The 15,898-nt window shown below is 68.7% G+C and carries 13 protein-coding genes; 8 read left to right on the top strand and 5 right to left on the bottom strand.

Annotation, left to right across the window (positions count from 1 at the left end; all coding sequences use genetic code 11):
* Nucleotides 1-76 precede the first annotated feature (76 nt).
* Both DAT35_RS02000 and DAT35_RS01995 read right to left on the bottom strand, forming a co-directional pair.
* A complete protein-coding gene (locus tag DAT35_RS02000; RefSeq protein ID WP_158501510.1) occupies nt 77-1,717 on the bottom strand; it encodes a M4 family metallopeptidase in 1,641 nt (546 codons plus the stop codon).
* 570 nt (nt 1,718-2,287) lie between these two features.
* Nucleotides 2,288-2,599: a hypothetical protein gene (locus tag DAT35_RS01995; RefSeq protein ID WP_108065158.1), complete on the bottom strand. Its 312-nt coding sequence runs from the start codon at nt 2,597-2,599 to the stop codon at nt 2,288-2,290.
* Nucleotides 2,600-2,631: 32 nt separating this feature from the next.
* On the opposite strand from DAT35_RS01995, the gene DAT35_RS01990 reads away from it, so the two are divergent.
* The 5 genes from DAT35_RS01990 to DAT35_RS01970 all read left to right on the top strand — a co-directional run bounded on the left by DAT35_RS01990 (nt 2,632) and on the right by DAT35_RS01970 (nt 8,111).
* Nucleotides 2,632-3,720, top strand: coding sequence for a metallophosphoesterase (locus DAT35_RS01990; protein ID WP_108065157.1), 1,089 nt, complete (start codon nt 2,632-2,634; stop codon nt 3,718-3,720).
* 152 nt (nt 3,721-3,872) lie between these two features.
* The gene (locus DAT35_RS01985; RefSeq protein ID WP_108065156.1) at nt 3,873-4,904 is read left to right on the top strand and encodes a histone deacetylase family protein; all 1,032 of its coding nucleotides are present in this window, start codon (nt 3,873-3,875) and stop codon (nt 4,902-4,904) included.
* A 9-nt stretch (nt 4,905-4,913) separates the two neighbouring features.
* Nucleotides 4,914-5,318, top strand: a complete 405-nt coding sequence (locus DAT35_RS01980) for a DUF2721 domain-containing protein (protein WP_108065155.1) — start codon at nt 4,914-4,916, stop codon at nt 5,316-5,318.
* A 222-nt stretch (nt 5,319-5,540) separates the two neighbouring features.
* Entirely contained in the window at nt 5,541-6,611 is a 1,071-nt protein-coding gene (locus DAT35_RS01975) for a TauD/TfdA family dioxygenase (RefSeq protein WP_108065154.1), read from the top strand.
* 450 nt (nt 6,612-7,061) lie between these two features.
* Entirely contained in the window at nt 7,062-8,111 is a 1,050-nt protein-coding gene (locus DAT35_RS01970; protein ID WP_108065153.1) for a hypothetical protein, read from the top strand.
* Nucleotides 8,112-8,126: 15 nt separating this feature from the next.
* Here the strand turns inward: DAT35_RS01970 and DAT35_RS01965 are convergent, their stop codons facing one another.
* Nucleotides 8,127-8,540, bottom strand: coding sequence for a MarR family winged helix-turn-helix transcriptional regulator (locus DAT35_RS01965; RefSeq protein WP_233261253.1), 414 nt, complete (start codon nt 8,538-8,540; stop codon nt 8,127-8,129).
* Nucleotides 8,541-8,686: 146 nt separating this feature from the next.
* Between DAT35_RS01965 and DAT35_RS01960 the strand changes: the two genes are divergently transcribed.
* Genes DAT35_RS01960 through DAT35_RS01950 form a run of 3 tightly spaced genes read left to right on the top strand, consistent with a single transcriptional unit; the run spans nt 8,687 to nt 14,421 of the window.
* Nucleotides 8,687-10,078: a TolC family protein gene (locus tag DAT35_RS01960; protein WP_108065151.1), complete on the top strand. Its 1,392-nt coding sequence runs from the start codon at nt 8,687-8,689 to the stop codon at nt 10,076-10,078.
* Entirely contained in the window at nt 10,075-11,235 is a 1,161-nt protein-coding gene (locus DAT35_RS01955; protein ID WP_108065607.1) for an efflux RND transporter periplasmic adaptor subunit, read from the top strand. The genes DAT35_RS01960 and DAT35_RS01955 overlap by 4 nt, the downstream gene beginning before the upstream one ends.
* 30 nt (nt 11,236-11,265) lie before the next feature.
* Nucleotides 11,266-14,421, top strand: a complete 3,156-nt coding sequence (locus DAT35_RS01950) for an efflux RND transporter permease subunit (protein ID WP_108065150.1) — start codon at nt 11,266-11,268, stop codon at nt 14,419-14,421.
* 69 nt (nt 14,422-14,490) lie between these two features.
* Here the strand turns inward: DAT35_RS01950 and DAT35_RS01945 are convergent, their stop codons facing one another.
* Entirely contained in the window at nt 14,491-14,994 is a 504-nt protein-coding gene (locus tag DAT35_RS01945; RefSeq protein WP_108065149.1) for a DUF3291 domain-containing protein, read from the bottom strand.
* Nucleotides 14,995-15,091: 97 nt separating this feature from the next.
* On the bottom strand, nt 15,092-15,874 hold the full coding sequence (locus tag DAT35_RS01940; protein ID WP_158501509.1) for an alpha/beta fold hydrolase: 783 nt from the start codon (nt 15,872-15,874) through the stop codon (nt 15,092-15,094).
* Nucleotides 15,875-15,898 lie beyond the last annotated feature (24 nt).

The following is a 15,898-nucleotide window of genomic DNA, read 5'->3' as shown; positions in this document are numbered from 1 at the left end:
AAAGGGCCGCCCGGTATGCAGCACCGGACGGCCCATCTCCCCTCCAAACCCTTACGGGCCGTGTTTCAGACGAGGCTCAGATACCGGCAGCCGTCCAGGCAGCCTGCACCGAGTTGTACTGGGGGCTGCCCAAGCCGAAGATGGCCGCGGCCGCGTTCAGCGTGGCCGTCTTCGCGCCCGCGAAGTTGGTGCTCGAGGTCATGTACGAGGTGAGGGCCCTGTACCAGATCCGCGCAGCGTCCGTGACGCCGATGCCCGTGACCGTGATGCCGCTGTAGTGGTGCGTGCCACCCACGGCGACCAGGTAGAAGACCTTGTTGGGGATGCCCGAGTTGATGTGCACGCCACCGTTGTCCGAGGTGCCGGTGTAGCGCTCGGTGTAGTGGTCCGGGTCATCATCCGTGGTGTAGCCGCGGTTCGGAGCGGCGTGCGGGTTGTCCATGTAACGGAGCGCATCGCCCGAGGTGGCCGGGGTGTAGGAGGCCTCGCCCACCTTCCAGGTGTTGGCGGTCGGGGCGCCGCCGGTGGCGTAGAGCTCGACCATGGCGCCGAACACGTCGGACATGGACTCGTTGAGCGCTCCGGACTCGCCCGAGTAGACGAGGGCCGCGGTGCGCTCGGTGACGCCGTGGGTCATCTCATGGCCGCAGATGTCCAGGGTGACGAGCGGCGAGAAGGTGGTGCCGTCACCGTCGCCGTACGTCATGTACGAGCCGTTCCAGAAGGCGTTGTTGTAGCCGGTGCTGTAGTGCACCACGGACGAGATGAGGGGCGTCACGCCGTCGATGCTGGCGAAGTAGCCCGGGCCGCCGCTGCCATCAATGCCGTTACGGTTGTGGACGCTCAGGTAGTAATCGTAGGTCTTCTGGGCGCCAAAGTGCGCGTCCGCTCCGGCCGACTGGGTGCTGGCGGTGGTGTTGGTCCCCCAGATGTTGTCCGCGTCCGCGAAGCGGTACACGCTGGTGGTCGTGTTGCGCATGTCGAAGGTGCCCACCTTCCGCGTCACGTCCTCCAGGTAGTAGGTGGTGCCGCTGAGGAAGGTGGTGCCCGCCGGCGAGCCCGAATAGAGCGTCTTCAGGGTACCGGTGGCGCCAGCGGTCTGGAGGTTGTCATAGCCAAACACCTTCTCGCCCGTCTTCGCGTCAATGAAGAACACAGGCATGGAGGTCTCGGCCGATCCGTCCTCCTGGCGCAGCTGCACCTTGTAGGTGAGGTAGTCCTTGCCCTCGTGGCGAAGCACCACAAGCTGGGACTCCGGCCTGGCGGTCAGCTTGTCGAAGCCGCCATGGAGGCTGACGGCCCGGGCAATGGCCTCGGCGTCATTGAGCCGGGGCGTCACATCCACCTGGATGCCCTGGCGGAAGTCGTCCGTGATGGCCTGCAGCGCTCCAGCCGGATCGTAGTGCACGATGGCCTCGCCACCGACCACGGGCACGCCCTTGTACGCCTGCTGGAAGCGCGTGTGCTCGAAGGCCAGATCGTCCCGCTGGAAAGACTTGCGCGCGAACTCGGCGCGGGTTGCGCCAATGGCCGCCGCGGCCTTCTCCAGGTGCGCGCTCAGGTCCTGCTCCGCGCGGCCAATGGCCTGCTGACCGACTTCCGAGTCAGTGCCAGGATTGACAGGCGCCTCCGCTCCGCAGGCGGACAACGCGCCCGCGGCCGCGAGGCCCAAGAACATACGACTGTTGAGTCCAAACTTCGCCGAGAACCGCTTCATGGGGACTTCTCCGCGACAGCCCATGCGCACGAGGTGCGCCCGCACAGGCAGGTTTGACTGCAAGTCATCACCCGGGTCGTCCAGGTGATAGAGACAGTTATCAAACCTTCTTTCCAGAACTGTCAACCCTTCGAGACTTACGTGGAAACGCTGATAGCCCAGAAACGTTGCGTTGACAGGTTGACAATCGCAACACGGCAAGCCCCAGGTCTCTCAGCCCATTGCTCGAACCTTCGCGCACTCCGGATGGGTGTCTCTCCGCCGCCAAACCCTTGATTCCTCTGCACCCGGCCGACAGGTATCGCTTTGCGCCGCAACGGTTTCCGAGCGCCTCCAGGCAGCCATTCGCGTGATGTCTCTTCGGCAGTGTCTGTGTTTTTCTTCAAGGACACGGCACCTTCACTTGCTGTATTTCCGAGCCACCACAATAAGTGAACACACTCCAGTGCATCAGATTTCCTGGAATTGATATCTTTCCAACACTGTTGCCTGTCACGAAAACGTGAAGGGGCCACCCCCGGTATCCAGGCTGGCCCATGAAGTCTCAACCCCATTGGCAGACTGAGAGACCTACCAGATGCAGGCGTCTCCCCCGGCCGGAATGGATGAGAGCGATCCATCAGGAACAATCCCGCCCGCGACAGCCGAGACCGGACGTTTCCGGAGGGTGCGATCCGAGTAATACATCCCGAAGGCGTAGACGGTGCTGCTCGAGCGCTCACGCAGGGTCGAGCCGCACTCCGGCTTGTCCGGGCGGTCGACCAGAGAGCCCAGTGGAATCGTCTTCACGTTGGCCTCGCCGCCGTAGAAGGCGAGGTCCGACGGGTTGGTGACATGGGTACCGCGGCCGAGCACCCTAGAAGCCAGGCGTGATGGCAGCATGACGGCCGCGAGCGGGTTACATATGGAACTCGATGCCCAGCCGAGCCCGCCTCCGAAGCCGCTTCCACCTGCTCGCGGCCGTCCTCGTCACCCTGGTCCAGATTCCAGCCGTGCTCTGGCTCTGCTGGCTCACCCGCACGCCCCTGCCAGCACTCGTGGCGGTGCTGGTCTCTCCGCCCTACCTGCGCCAGATCCAGGCGCCCTGGCAGACCACTCCCCGTGCCCTCTCGACCTACCTGGCGCTGGCCTGGTGGTCCGCCTGCCTCGTGCTCGACGTGCTCCTGGCTCCAGCCGCGCTGGCCATCCGGGCGGGAGTGCCCTCGGCCGCCGCCTGGGGTCTGGCCGGCGCCATCGCGCTCGTGATGGGGATCGACGCGGTCCTCGGACGGCCCAGGTTGCGCCGGCGGGTGGTGCGCGTCGCGGGGCTGCCTCCGGAGCTGGAGGGCTACCGCATCGGCCAGCTCTCCGACATCCACTGTGGCCCGCACGTGTCCGAAGCTCGCGTGGCCTCCTGGGTCGCACGGCTCAACGCGCTCGAGCTCGACCTGGTGACCGTCACGGGAGATCTGATCACCCATGGCTCCACACACGTTGACGCGGTCGCGCGGGCGCTCGGCGGCCTCCGAGCGAAGGACGGCGTCTTCGCGTGCATGGGCAATCACGACTACTTCACCGACGGCGAGCACCTCGTGCGGCAACTGAGGCGCAACGGCCTCACCGTGCTGCGCAACGAGGGAGAGGTGCTCCACCGGGGCGGTGCCCGCCTCTATGTCGCGGGCGTCGATGACACCTGGACCTCGCGCGATGACCTGGAACGGGCCCTCGCGGGGCGGCCGGAGGGGGTCCCCACGGTGCTGCTCGCGCACGACCCCGACCTGTTCCCGGAGGCCCAGGCCCGCGACGTCGAGCTGACGCTCTCGGGCCACACCCATGGCGGCCAGCTCGGCGTCCCGGGCATCCCCCGCCTCTCGCTGGGGCGGCTGGTCACCGTCTGGGCCGCCGGGCTGTACCGGCGGGGCCGCTCGTGGCTCTACGTGAACCGGGGCGCTGGCACCACGGGCCCGCCCGCACGCCTGGGCGCTCCAGCGGAGCTGGCGGTCATCACCCTCCGCCGGGGGTGAGCGTGCTCGCCGGGCACGAGGGGCTCACCCGTACTCCGAGCACGACTCGCCCATGAAGGCATCGGCCGGCCGGAGCCCCGGCTTGCGCTTCCCTCGGCGGACTTGTCAGAGTCTGGACGAACCCATCCACTTCGGCCCGAGGAGATCGCTCGATGAGAGTCGCTCATTCCCCGCTGCATGCCCGCCACGATGGTGGCAAGGAACTCCATCGCGGCGAGCTGGTGCCGTGCTTCGAAATGCCTGTGCGCGCCGACTACATCCTGAAGGCGGTGGAGCGCGCGGGATTCAAGGTGAGCGAGCCGCGCCCGTTCACGCAGGAGTCGCTCCTGCGCGTCCACGATGCCAGGTTCGTCGAGTTCCTGCGCACCGCCCACGCCGAGTGGCGGGCCGCCGGCAAGGAAGGCTTCATGCTGCCCAGCGGCTTCCCCGCCCGGAGCCTGCGCCGGGACCACATCCCCTCCGGCATCAACGGCAGGATGGGCTATTACTCCTTCGACGCCAGCACTCCGATCGTCGAGGGAACGTGGGATGCGGCACTCGCCGCCGCCGGGTGCGCCCTGACGGCCGCCGCATGGGTCGCCGAGGGCGACAAGAGCGCGTATGCCCTGTGCCGTCCGCCCGGGCACCACGCCGGGCATTCCCTCTACGGCGGCTACTGCTTCCTCAACAACGCGGCCCTGGCGGCGCAGTACCTGAGGGATCATGGCTTCGCGCGCGTGGCGGTGCTGGACGTGGACTACCACCATGGCAATGGCACCCAGGACATCTTCTGGGAGCGCTCGGACGTGCTGTTCGTGTCCATCCACGGCAACCCGGAGACCGAGTACCCCTACTTCCTCGGCTACGCCGACGAGCGCGGTGGAGGCGCGGGCGAGGGATACACCCGCAACTTCCCGCTGCCGCGGGGCACCGGGTGGAAGGAGTACAGCGCCACCCTGGCGGCGGCGATGGATGTCCTGGGCGGGTTCTCACCCGATGCGCTGGTGGTGTCGCTCGGCGTCGACACCTACGAGGGAGATCCGATCAGCGCCTTCAAGCTCGCCACCGGGCACTACCCGCTGATGGGGCAGCGCCTGGCCGAGCTGAAGCTCCCGACGGTGTTCGTCCAGGAGGGCGGCTACGCGGTGGAGGAGATCGGCACCAACGTCGCGGGAGTGCTGGAAGGATTCCTGAGCAGGCGCTGACTTCAGCTTATGGAACTGACGCTCACCACTCCCGGGCTTCTCTTTCCAACGGTGTCGTTGCTGTTGCTCGCCTTCACCAACCGCTTTCTCGCGCTCGCCGCGCTGATCCGGAACATGTACGCGCAGTACAAGACCCAGCCCGACCCGGTGCTCCTCCCGCAGATCAGGAATCTGCAGCTCCGGTTGCGGCTCATCCGAGACATGCAGTTCCTGGGTGTCTCCAGCCTGTTCCTGTGCGTCGTATGTATGCTCTTGCTCTTCGCGGGCATGAGGCAGGCGGGTGAATATGTCTTTGTCGGCAGCCTGCTGCTGATGCTCGGTTCACTGGCGCTGTCCATCCGGGAGATCCAGATCTCCATCCGTGCGCTCCAGATTCAACTGGGCGATCTGGAAAGAGAGGAGCGGACCCGGTGAGGGATGGGCCCGCTCCTGTTGTTGACGCAACAGACACGCCCCGTTAATCTGGCTTCACGATGCGTTCCATGTTCACCCGCTTTCCGATGACCGCCTCCGGCCTCTGTCGTCGCGGCGGGTGTTGTCAGGCGCGCTAGCCACGCTCCTCCGTCAGTCCGTTCCACCTGAGCGCGGGTCGAGCCAAGGGCCCGGTCCAGCCAGGTGTCGAAGAGGGAGTGCCCCATGGTCATTGCTCGATTCGAAACCCACGACGACTTCCTGCGCGTCCACTTCGCCGCCAAGGAGCCCCCCCACTCCTCTGACTTCCATTGGTTCTGGCTGCGGCACAACTCCGAGCTCGATCGGCACCCGATCACCCACGAGCGCATCGTCTGCTCCTCCGAGCTGCCCATGGAGCTGCGGCCCCGGTTCGTGCGCATCGCCGAGGGCGCGACCGCCCTCGACATCGACTGGGGCGACCGCGCGGATGGGAAGGTGAGCCGCTACGAGGCGGACTGGCTCCGCGCCCATGCCTACGCGCCTGACCGGAACCCGGCCCCGGCGCCGTCCTCCGACACCAGCTCCATCACCATCGATTTCGCGCGCGTGGGCCAGTCACTGGGGCGGCTCAGCCTGCGCACGATCGAGCGCGCCGGGGCCCTCATCGTTCGCGGCTTCGGCACGGACACGGAGGCCCTCATCCAGCTCTTCGGCCGCGAGGGGCTCTCCGTCATCGAGACCCACTTCGGGCGCATCGAGGATCTGCGCACCGACAACACGACGAACCGCAACACCGACCAGCTCGGCTATACAGACAGCGCCGTCCATCTCCACACGGACCAGCCGTTCCTCGACCGGCCGCCGCGCTACCAGCTCCTGCACTGCCAGCGTCCGGCCGAGACGGGCGGCGACAACTTCGTGGTGGATGCGCTCGCCGCGGCACACCACCTGGCGGACATCGACCGGCCCGCCTTCGAGCTGCTGCGCACGGTGCCAGTCACCTTCCACCGCAGGCAGAAGGCCTTCGAGCGCGTGCTCGTCTCCCCCATCCTTGACTTCGACGCGCCCGGGGGCTTCCGCATCCGCTACAGCTACTTCACCCTCGCCCCCCACCGCCGGCCCTTCTCCGAGATGGAGGCGTGGTACCGCGCCTACAACCGCTTCGCCCAGCTCGTGCGGGACGAGCGCCACCAGTACCGCTTCCGCCTGGAGACTGGAGACTTCCTCGTCTACGACAACTGGCGCATGCTCCACGCGCGCACGGCGTTCACCGGCGCCCGCTGGGTGCGCGGCGTGTACTTCGACGCGGCATAGCCACGCGCTCCTTCCAGGCGGCCGAGGCGGGCCGCCCGCCCGCCCTCTCCCTCCCCACGCCCCCCGGCAGGTCTCCCCGGCCCTTCACCGGGTGGACATCCACGCACCGGGAGCATCTACCTCCCGGGACTCCCTCTCTGTTAGAAGGCGGGAGTCGGCGAAGGGGAGACCGTGGACGCTGCCTGGATTGACTGCCCGCACTGCGGACTCAAGCACCGGCCGAGGGCCCAGGCCCTCTGTCCCCGTTGTGGCCGGACCTCGACGGCCGGCCGTGAGTCCGCCACGGCCATCCCGAGCGTCCCCACTCCCCGCCCCGCCCCGGCCGTCCCGAGTGCCCCCGCCGCCGCTCGCGCCACTCCCCCCGCCCCGAGCGCACCCGCGGCCCGCCCCGCTCCGGTCAGCCCCCGCGCTTCCGCTCCACCCGCTCCCGCCCGGGAGTACGTCCCCACCGTGGAGTACATCCCCACCGTGGAGTACATCCCGTCCCTGGAGCCCACTCCGGCCGCGCGAAGTGCTCCCGCTCCCGACCCGGAGCCGGAGGCTGCCCCAGCACCCGAGTCCAACTCCGCGCTCCCTCTCGGCGGCGGCATCCTGCTGCTGAACGCCGTGCTCCACCTGTTCGAGTTCCTGTTCCTGCCCTCCTTGTCGACGGATGCCTCGGTCCGCGCGGCCCAGCTCGCGGGGACGCTCGTCGGCGTGGGACTCGACGCGGTGCTCGGCGTCAGCTTCCTCCGAGGCAAGACGCAGCTGCGCACCCTCGCCTTCGCCCGGCTGGCCGTCGGCATGTTCGTCTTCGGAGGCATGAGCCTCCTCCAGGCGCAGTTTCTCTTCACGCTCGTCGTGTTCTCCTTCAGCTGCGGCGTGCTGGTGCTCGTCTGGGGCAAGCCCTCGTCCTTCCTCGCCGGCGTCGGGCTCACCGCCGTGCTGCTCGGCGTGGCCGTCGAGGTCATCGGCTTCACCCGGCTCGCCTCCACCCAGTCCCTGAGCGAGCGCATGAAGATCGCGCTCCGGCCTGATCTCGAGGGGCAGTCACTCGGCGAGGATGAAACGGTCGTCGGAGACCACCACCCCTACAAGCTGCGCGTGCCCTCGCCGGGCTGGTTCCGCCGCAAGCCTGAGGTGGCCCGGGCCTCGGATGCCAACCTCGACCTGTGGCTGTCCCATCCGGACTTCAACGCCAACCTGACGGTGTCCGTGCGGAGTTGGAGCGACGCGCAGGTGGAAAACCTCCGGCTCGCAAGGGACCAGGCGCTGAAGGATCTGCGGGTGCAGTACCCCGATTTCCAGGTGACCGACACCTCCGACAACGGCACCCCGCTCCAGGAGCCGACCATCGCCACGCTCACCGGGAGCGCGGCCCGCAACGGCAAGCCGTTCCAGTTCGAGGTCTCGCTCTACAGGACGCGAAACATGCTGCTGCGGGTGACGGCCTTCGCGCCCGCAAGCTCCTTCGCGACGCTCCACCTCGAGGGGGCGACCACGGCCCTCCGGCCGAACTAGCGGACACTCGCGCCGTCAGGACGGCGGCGCCTCGTCGGCACCCTGTGCCTGCGTCAGCCCGGCGTGCAGCTTTTCCAGCAGGCGCTTGAGCTCCTCCATCTCCGAGGCGCTCAGGTGCCGGCCCGCCTCGGCATCCACCCACTGCGCCACCTCCGCCAGCACCTCGAGATCCGGCCGGCTGGCCTCGGTGACCTCGAGCCGCACACAGCGCCGGTTCTCCCCCGCGCAGCGCCTCACCAACCCGTCCTCCACCAACCGATCCACCAGCCGGCTCACCGCCGGCGCGTCCATCGTCAGCCGCTCGGCGAGCTCCGCCTGGGTCCGCACCCCCTGCAGGGCGATGGCCTTCAAGGCCAACAGCTGCGTGAAGGGCCTGCTCGTACGCCCACTCAGTCGGCGGGTCATCAGCCGACGGATGGCGCGACGCACAGCGGCCACTTGCGCGGGAAGGGTCATTCACAGTAACGATGCTTGCATTTCACAACCGTTGTCAATATCACTGGTCGCGCTGGCCGGCCGGGGGGCAAACCGGATAGCGCATGTCGTCTCGATTCTTCTTCTGGTGCTGCCTGGCTATGACCTTCCGTTCCGCCCTCCTTTTCGTGGTGCTCGTCGCGGCTCCCGCCCTGGCTGACCAGGAACCGCTCGTGCCGGCGCCGCCCCCCTTCCAGCCGCAGGTGGACGAGCCGATGCTCGCCCCGGCGCAGCCCGCCGCCCGGCAGGTGGGCAGCTGGCAGGAGGCGCTCGGGCTGGTGCGCGAGCGCTCCACGGATCTGCGCAGCGCCCAGGCCAACGTCGAGCGCGCCGAGGGCCGCTGGCGCCAGGCCCTGTCCACGCTGCTGCCCAACGCCCGCCTGTCGGTGGGAGTTGCCTATGATCTGCTCAACCCGAACGCCTCCATCGGGCTCACGGGAACCCCGGTCTCCGTGCCGGCCGGGAGCGGCAATCCGGCCACCGTGCCGCTCGCCTCCGGGACGGTGTCGCTGACGCAGTCGCTGGTGGACGTGAGCGCCTGGCGCGGGCTGTCATCGGCCTCGGCGGCCCAGGACAGCTCCAAGGCGAGCCTCCAAGACGTGCAGCGCCGCCTCACCCTGGGGCTGGCGCGCACGCTGGTGGCCACCGTGGCCGCCGAACGGACCGCGGAGATCAACCGCGTGGGCCTGCGCCGGGCCCTGGAGCGCGCGGCGCTCGCTCAACGCTCCTTCGAGCTGGGCGCGGGGACGCAGCTGGACGTGGTGCGAGTGCGCCAGGACGTGGAGCTCGCGCGGCAGGCCCTCATCTCCGGCGACGAGCTGTTGCAGCGCGCCCGCGAGGCGCTCGGCCTGGCCCTGGGCCTGACCGAGGAAGTGGGCGTGAGCCCGTCCTTCAATCTCCAGGGACTGGTGGAGGAGACCCACGCCACCTGCGCGCCACTCCAGGGCGTGAACGAGCGCCCCGATCTGACGGCCGCGCGCACCCAGTTGGAGTCGGCCCGCGACAGCAGGCGCCAGGCCTCCGCCGGCTACCTGCCCTCGCTCAACCTCAACAGCAGCCTCTATGGCTACACCCTCGAGCCCACGCCCAACGGGCGGCTGGCCACCTGGAGCATCGCCGCCGTGCTGTCGATGCCGCTGTGGGAGGGCGGTCTGCGCGGAGGACTGGTGCGCGAGCGCACGGGCATCGAGCGGCAGGCGGCCGAGGCGCTCGAGAGCACCCGGCGCAACGCGGAGGTGGAGGTGGCGCGCGCCCGGCGCAACGTGAGCGTGTCCGAGTCGCTGGTGAAGACGGCGACCGAGGCCCGGGAGCTGGCCGCGAAGACGGATCAGCTCACCCGCCGCGCCTACGAGGTGGGCCGCGGCAGCAGCCTGGAATTGGTACAGAGCGGGGCCGCCCTGCGGCAGGCGGAGCTGTCGCTGGCCCTGCGTGAATTCGAGCTCGTCCAGGCCCGCCTGGACTCATTCTTGACGGAGGCCCGGTGCGACTGGTGAGAAGGGTACGCCCCCTGAAGGCGCTTGTAGTGGGAGTGTGGGGTGCCGCCCTCGTGGCGGGTGTCTCGGGCTGCGGCGACAAGCCGGCGGCCAAGGCCGCTCCCCCACCGCGAGAGATCGACGTGGTGCGGCTCGCCCCTGCCGAGGTGCGTGATACCGGCGAGTACCTGGGGACGCTCCTGTCGCGCCAGAGCGTCACCGTGCTGCCCCAGGTGGCCGGCTACGTGCGCCGCATCCACGTGCGGCCGGGCCAGAAGGTGGAGGCGGGAGATCCGCTCATCGACGTGGACTCGCGCGAAGAGACCGCGGCGCTCGAGAGCGCCAAGGCCCAGCGCACCTCCGCGGAGGTGAACCTCGAGCAGGCCCGCCGCACGCGCGCCCGCATCGAGTCCCTCTACAAGGAGGGATTGGCGAGCGCCCAGGAGATGGAGCAGGCCCGAGCCCAGGTGGACGCCCTCGAGGCATCCACGCGCGCCGCCGCGGCCCAGGAGGCCCAGCGCGAGGTGCAGCTGCAGTTCCACGCCGTGCGCGCCCCCTTCTCCGGCACCGTGGGCGACGTACTGGTGCGGCTGGGTGACTTCGTGAGCGCCACCACTCCGCTCACCAGCGTGGCCCAGGCAGACGTGCTCGAGGTGAGCGTGGCGGTGCCGTCCGAGCGCGCCCGCTCACTGCGGCCCGAGACGCCGCTCGAGGTGCTCGACTCGGAGGGCAAGGTGCTGCTCACCAGCCCCGTCTTCTTCGTCGCGCCCCAGGCGGATCCGCGCACCCAGCTCGTGGAGGTCAAGGCCGCCTTCCGCAACACCGTGGGCCTGCGCCCCAGCGAGCTGGTGCGCGCCCGCATCGTCTACTCCACCCGCAGCGCCCTGCAACTCCCCGCGCTCGCGGTGGTGCGCCAGAGCGGCCAGCCCTTCGCCCTGGTGGTGACGGACAAGGGCGGTCAGTCGGTGGTGGAGCGCCGCCCCATCAAGCTCGGGACGCTCGGGGAGATGGCCTACGTGGTGGAGGGCGGGCTGAAGGAAGGCGAGCAGGTGGCCGTCACCTCGCTGCAGTCGCTGCGTGACGGGGCGCCGGTGAAGGTGAAACAGACGGCCCCGTCCGCCCAGGCCGGAACGGAAGCAGGCGCCAGCGGCGGTGGAGCCGCCGGGGGCAGCCGCTAGCACATCGCAGGCAACGAGGGCTCCAACGCCGTGTTCGTCGACTTCTTCATCCGCAGGCCCGTCTTCGCCGCCGTCTGCTCCATCCTGCTGACGCTGGTGGGGGCGATTGCCATCCCCACACTTCCCATCTCCCAGTACCCGGACCTCGCGCCGCCCCAGGTGACTGTCACCAGCGCCTACGTGGGCGCCAACGCCGAGGAGGTGGAGAGCGCCGTCACCATCCCGCTCGAGCAGGAAATCAACGGGGTGGAGGGCATGCGCTACATCAGCTCCACCAGCAGCAACGACGGCACGAGCACCATCACCGTCACCTTCGAGCCCACGCGCAACATCGAGGTGGCCGCGGTGGACGTGCAGAACCGCGTGAGCCGTGCCGCCTCTCGCCTGCCCGCCCAGGTGAACCAGACGGGCATCGTCGTCAACAAGGCCTCCAGCCAATTGCTGATGTCGGTGGGCCTGTCCAGCCCCGACAACCGCTACGACGCGAAGTTCCTCAGCAACTACGCGGACGTGAACCTGAAGGACGCCATCAAGCGCGTGCGCGGCGTGGGCGAGGTGCGCATCTTCGGCGAGCGCAAGTTCTCCATGCGCCTGTGGCTCAACCCCACCGAGATCGCCCGCCGCGGCATGACGGCCCAGGACGTGATCCGCGCGCTCCAGGAGCAGAACCTCCAGGTGGCCGCGGGACAGGTGGGCCAGCCCCCCTCCAGCACCGAGCAGCCCTATCAGATCGCCGTGCGGGCGCACGGCCGGCTCGTCGAGCCCGAGCAATTCGGGGAGATCGTCGTGCAGCGCGGCACCGACGGCAAGCTGGTGCGCGTCAAGGACGTGGCCCGCGTGGAGCTCGGCGCGGAGAACTACGGGAGCATCCTCCGCTTCAACGGGAAGACGGGCGTAGGCATCGGCATCTTCCAGCTCCCCACCGCCAACGCGCTCGACGTGCGTGACAGCGTCTACCGGGAGCTGGAGCGGCTCTCCAAGCAGTTCCCTCCGGGCATGGAGTTCCAGCCGGGCACCGACACCACGCTCGCGGTGCGCGCCTCCATCAACGAGGTGATGCACACGCTGGTGGAGGCCATCGCGCTCGTCATCCTCGTCATCTTCCTGTTCCTGCACGGCTGGCGCAGCGTGCTCATCACCGCCATCACCCTGCCGGTGTCGCTGGTGGGCACCTTCGCCTTCGTGTACCTGATGGGCTTCTCCATCAACACGCTCACCCTCTTCGGCCTGACGCTGGCCACGGGTCTCGTCGTGGACGACGCCATCGTGGTCATCGAGAACATCGAGCGGTTGATGGCCGAGCGGGGCCTCACCCCCCTGCAAGCAGCGAGCGAGGGCATGAAGGAGGTGGCCGGCGCGGTGGTGGCCATCTCCATCGTGCTGGTGGCGGTGTTCGTTCCCGTGGCGCTCTTCCCGGGCACCACAGGCGCCATCTATCGCCAGTTCGCGCTGACCATCGCCGCGTCCGTGGCCCTGTCCACCTTCTGCGCCCTCACCCTGACGCCGGCCCTGAGCGCCCGTCTGCTCAAGCACCACCACGGAGAGAAGTGGGTCTTCTTCCGCATGATGGACCGGGCGCTCGACTGGACGCGCGACACCTACAGCAAGGCCCTGCGCGGGCTGCTCAAGTACCCCGTCGTCATCCTCGTCGCGTTCCTGCTGTGCATCGGCGGAACGGTGCTGCTCTTCCGCTCCGCGCCCACCGGCTTCATCCCCGACGAGGATCAGGGCTACCTGATGATCGGCATACAGGGCCCCGAGGGCATGTCGCTCGCGCAGGCGGAGAAGGTGCTGATCGAGGCGGAGAAGGTGCTGCAGGCCCAGCCCGAGGTGGTGACCATGTTCGCCATCGGCGGGTTCTCCTTCCAGGGCACGGGCTCCAACTTCGCCAGCATCTACGTCCCCCTGAAGCCATGGGAGGAGCGGATGAGGCCGGAGCAGTCCGTGGCCGCGATGGTGGAGCGGCTGCGCGGGCCGCTCGGCAAGATCGGCGGCGCGCGGGTGATTCCCTTCCAGCCTCCCGCCATCCGCGGCGTGGGCTCCGTGGGCGGCTTCCAGTACATCGTCGAGGACACCGGCGGTGGCCGGACCCTGAGTGAGGTGGCCACGGCCGTCCAGGAGCTCGCGGCGGCGGGCAACGAGCAGGGCCAGGTGCGTGGCGTCTTCACCACCTTCAACGCCGACACCCCGCTGCTGGATGTCGAGGTGGATCGCCAGAAGGCCAAGGCGCTCGGGGTGCCGCTGGATCAGGTGTTCGGCACCATGCAGGTCTACATGGGCAGCCAGTACGTCAACGACTTCAACTACGCCAACCGCACCTACCGCGTCTATGTCCAGGCCGAGCAGCAGTTCCGCGACAGCCCGCAGGACATCGGCGCCTTCTACGTGCGCAGCGAGGGCGGCTCGATGATCCCCCTGGAGTCGCTGGTGCAGGTGACCCCCACCGTGACCGCCCAGTCCATCCGACACTACAACCTCTTCCGCTCGGCGGAGATCAACGGCCAGCCCGCCCCCGGCGTCTCGTCCGGTCAGGCGCTGGAGCTGATGGAGCAGCTGGCCGCGGAGCGGCTCCCCCAAGGCATGAGCACGGAGTGGACGGGCATCAGCCTCGAGCAGAAGGAGAGCGGCGGGCAGACGATGGTCATCTTCGCGCTGGGCCTGCTGTTCGTGTTCCTGGTGCTCTCGGCCCAGTACGAGAGCTTCACCCTGCCCTTCGTCATCATCCTCTCGGTGCCGCTGGCCATCATGGGCGCCCTGGGACTGCAGGTGGCGCGAGGCTTCGCCAACGACGTCTTCTGTCAGGTCGGACTGGTGATGCTGGTGGGCCTGGCCAGCAAGAACGCCATCCTCATCGTGGAGTTCGCCGAGCAGCTGCGCGCCAGCGGCAAGAGCGCCGTGGACGCGGTGGTCGAGGCGGCCGGCGTGCGCCTGCGGCCCATCCTCATGACGTCCATCGCCTTCCTGCTGGGCGTGGTGCCGCTGATGACGGCGAAGGGCGCCGGCGCCGCCGCGCGCAACTCGCTGGGCACGGCCGTCTTCGGAGGAATGCTCGTGTCCACCGTGGTCAACTTCATCTTCATCCCCGGCCTGTACGTGCTGATGCAGCGGCTGCGGGGAGAGACGAAGCGGCCACAGGAGCCCGCGCACACGGACGGCGAGCACGTCGCCCCCGCGCCCGCGCCGTGAGCCCCCGAGGCCTGGGTCCCTCCCGGGGCCCAGGCCCGGTAGAGCGCTGGGACTGAAGCAGGGTGGCGTCTACGCCCGACCCACACGGGAGGGCTCGGGACGCATGTCGATCCGGCCGCCGTCCTCATCCGGCGCGGGATGGCGCTCACGGAAGGTGAAGGCGTGCGGCGTGGGTCCGTTTTCGCGCAGATGCCGCAGACGCGCCATCGCCTCTTCTGCTGTCGGGACATGGCCGGCCGGAATCCACCACATCACCTGATACGCCTCCGCCGACTTCTCGAACCACTCGCGCCGGCGCGCCATCACCGGCGTGTGAGACGAGCGGTAGACGAACTCGAACAGCAGCTCGACCGACTCCCAGACCGACATGTTGATGATGAAGTTGGGATCGTCGCTCACCTTGATGTCGGTGGCATTGCCGTCATCGCTCTTGAGGCGCCAGACGAAGCCGGGAGAGGACTCGGCGAGCGCGTTGATACGGTCGAGCGCCGCCATGAAGTCCGCGAGCTGCGGACTGTCGAGCGGCGCGATGGCTCGAGCGACGTTGAGCTGGGCGATGTGCCAGGCCTTCATGTGACCTCCATGCCAGGGAGCAGCCCTCCATCCTGAGCCCGCTCGGCGGAGAGGGTCAACATCCCGAGCGGAGGCTCCGCCGCCCCATGAGCCCTGATCAGAGCTCGGCGAAGGTAAGCACCTCGCGAACGAAGAGCTCGGGCGCCGTGAGCATGGCGAAGTGACCCTGGTCGGGCAGAACAGCGAGGCGGTTGCGCGGGAGCACGCCCTGAAGTGCCTCGTCTACCTCGGCGCAGAGCGAGGGACTGACGCCGCCGCGCATCAGCAAGGTCGGCACGGTAAGAGCCGCGTAGCGTTGGAGGTCCCGCCATGCGACCTCCACGACGCGCCCCTCGCGCGCCAGGGTGTGGGCCGAGGCCACTTGCGCGCTCCAGTCAGGCAGGGTCTTCATGCGTTGTACCTCCGCTTCGTCCACGCTGATGAGTTCTCGCAGGAACGTCTCGAGTACCTCGGCGTAACGCCCCTCGCTCACGAGCACCTCCATCCGGAGAAGGGCCTCGGGCGAGCCAAAGCGCTCCAGCGGCGCGAATGGGGGCTCATAGAGGATGAGCTTGCCGAGGTTGCGAGTGAGCAGCGAAGCCCCCAGCGCGCAGATCCCCCCAAAGGAGTGCCCCAGCAGCACCACCGGACCGGGCACCGCGTCCACCAGGGTAGCGAGGTCCTCGTACTCGCGCTCGATGCTGTAGGAGGACGCGTCCCCGCTCCGCCCACGTCCACGCCGATCCAGGGCGTACACGGTGAAGCGCGCCGCGAGCGCGGGCATGACGACATCCCACGTGGAGTGATCGTAGTTCGTCCCGTGCACCAGGACGAGTGAAGGTCCCGCTCCAGTGCGCGCATAGGCGAGCGGGGTGCCATCTCTCGACAGGAAGGTTTCCAAGGCAGCTCCAGGCAGGAAGCGTCA

Source organism: Vitiosangium sp. GDMCC 1.1324 (genome assembly GCF_003044305.1).
Classification (GTDB): domain Bacteria; phylum Myxococcota; class Myxococcia; order Myxococcales; family Myxococcaceae; genus Archangium.
This window is presented reverse-complemented; position numbering and strand designations above follow the sequence as displayed.

Excerpts from the sequence above, each read along its gene's own strand:
- DAT35_RS02000 (WP_158501510.1), bottom strand. The coding sequence starts at position 1,717 with ATGAAGCGGTTCTCGGCGAAGTTTGGACTCAACAGTCGTATGTTCTTG.
- DAT35_RS01995 (WP_108065158.1), bottom strand. The coding sequence starts at position 2,599 with ATGCTGCCATCACGCCTGGCTTCTAGGGTGCTCGGCCGCGGTACCCAT.
- DAT35_RS01990 (WP_108065157.1), top strand. The coding sequence starts at position 2,632 with ATGCCCAGCCGAGCCCGCCTCCGAAGCCGCTTCCACCTGCTCGCGGCC.
- DAT35_RS01985 (WP_108065156.1), top strand. The coding sequence starts at position 3,873 with ATGAGAGTCGCTCATTCCCCGCTGCATGCCCGCCACGATGGTGGCAAG.
- DAT35_RS01980 (WP_108065155.1), top strand. The coding sequence starts at position 4,914 with ATGGAACTGACGCTCACCACTCCCGGGCTTCTCTTTCCAACGGTGTCG.
- DAT35_RS01975 (WP_108065154.1), top strand. The coding sequence starts at position 5,541 with ATGGTCATTGCTCGATTCGAAACCCACGACGACTTCCTGCGCGTCCAC.
- DAT35_RS01960 (WP_108065151.1), top strand. The coding sequence starts at position 8,687 with ATGACCTTCCGTTCCGCCCTCCTTTTCGTGGTGCTCGTCGCGGCTCCC.
- DAT35_RS01945 (WP_108065149.1), bottom strand. The coding sequence starts at position 14,994 with ATGAAGGCCTGGCACATCGCCCAGCTCAACGTCGCTCGAGCCATCGCG.